This window comes from Chitinilyticum litopenaei DSM 21440 (assembly GCF_000428145.1).
GTDB lineage: Bacteria > Pseudomonadota > Gammaproteobacteria > Burkholderiales > Chitinibacteraceae > Chitinilyticum > Chitinilyticum litopenaei.
Genome location: NZ_ATZJ01000083.1, coordinates 1 through 1,501, shown reverse-complemented (window position 1 = coordinate 1,501; position 1,501 = coordinate 1). Strand labels below are relative to the sequence as shown.

At 62.7% G+C, this 1,501-nt stretch carries 1 protein-coding gene; it reads right to left on the bottom strand.

Going from position 1 to position 1,501, the window contains the following annotated elements; all coding sequences use genetic code 11:
* Nucleotides 1-15 precede the first annotated feature (15 nt).
* Complete coding sequence (locus tag C515_RS21650; protein WP_051305041.1) at nucleotides 16-1,356, bottom strand: IS1380 family transposase; 1,341 nt, start codon at nucleotides 1,354-1,356, stop codon at nucleotides 16-18.
* Nucleotides 1,357-1,501: the final 145 nt, after the last annotated feature.

The following is a 1,501-nucleotide window of genomic DNA, read 5'->3' as shown; positions in this document are numbered from 1 at the left end:
AACCCAGATTGTCCATTAGCCACTTCGCAGTCCTTGGACAACCGGCGGAGCCGAAGCATTGGCCCAAAGTCCGGAGAACCAGGCGCGTTTGCGGCGGGGAATCGATAGCATCAGGTGGTTCTGCTTGCTGCCCTGACCCCACGCGCCGCCAATCGCCAGCACCAGCCCATGCAGCGTCGACAGCGTGTGCTGAACCCGGGAGCGCAGCACGGCCTGCCGAAACAGGCTCATCAGGTTGTAGGCCAGCATGGCAAAGCCCAGCGCAGCTTCGGTGGCCCAAAAATCCCGCATGTTGAAGGCATCCAGACCAAAATCCGCCTTGAGTTCCTTGATCCGGTTCTCGCAGTCGGCCCGCCCCCGATAGGTGCGCCACACCTCCGCCATCGGCAAGTCAAGGCTCGTGGCAAACGCGCCATAGCGCCAACCCTGAATGTCCGGGTCATCCGCAAACAGCGCCAGCGTCTTGCCGGCTGCCGTTTTCCGCTTGACCGATTGGCGAACCACGATCAGCCGGCGCTCGCCTTCCCAGCCGGCGGCGCGGTAGCGCAACTCGGTCAGCTCCAGCCCGGTTTCCAGCGCCCACCAGCCGGTCGCCTGATAGATCGTGCGTTGCAGCGGCTGGGTCAATCGGGCCGCAATGATGTACGGAATGCGCTTGCCTTCCAGGGTGGTCAGGATGCTCTCGTCGAAGAAGCCACTGTCGGCGCGCAGCAGGCCGACCGTCTTGTCGCCCAGGTGATGCAGAGTGGATTCGAGAAATTGCAGGATGTTGTTGGCGCTGTGCGTGTTGCCTGGCCGCAGCCAGAAGTTGGCCACCATGCGCGCTTCGGCGACAAAGGCCAGCAATGGGTGATGGCTGGCCCGCCCGCGGCGGCCGGGGTTGTAGCCACGCGCGCCGCCGTCCTGCGCGCCGTTGCGCGTGAGGACGGTGGAATCCACATCCAGCGTGACGTGCTTGAGTGCGCCGATCTTGGCGAAGAGCCAGCGGTAGGCCTCGGCTTGTACCCGTTCGTTGCCGAGCATGTCGAAGCGGGCAAACAGGCGCATGATGGCCTTGTGGCCGGCGGCCTTTGTCCAGCCGAACAAGCGTACCAGCGTGCCGTCCATGCGCACCGTTTCCGCATGCGCGAAGCGGCAGGCACCGCACCAGATCGAGACGATGAATTGTTCGATCAGCTGGAGTGGCGCATAGCCCCGGTTTGATCCGGGCGCGGGCAATCCCCAGCTCCCGGCGGCGTCCCGAAAGCCCATGCTGTCGAGCATCTGCTTGAAGAGCACCAATCCGCCCCAGGCGGTGACCTCGCGGTTGCTGAAACTGATCGAAAACCCATCTCCCTGCAGCGGCAGCCCGGCCATGTCTACCTCTTATGTGGCTGATTCATGAAGGTTATTGCTAATGGAATCCATTAGAAATGCCCCGGCTTGATGCCGTAGCGAAGACCCACTGCCTTGCCGCAAGCTTGCCTCAAATGCTTGGGAAATGGCTAATGGATAATCTGGG

Excerpts from the sequence above, each read along its gene's own strand:
- C515_RS21650 (WP_051305041.1), bottom strand. The coding sequence starts at position 1,356 with ATGGCCGGGCTGCCGCTGCAGGGAGATGGGTTTTCGATCAGTTTCAGC.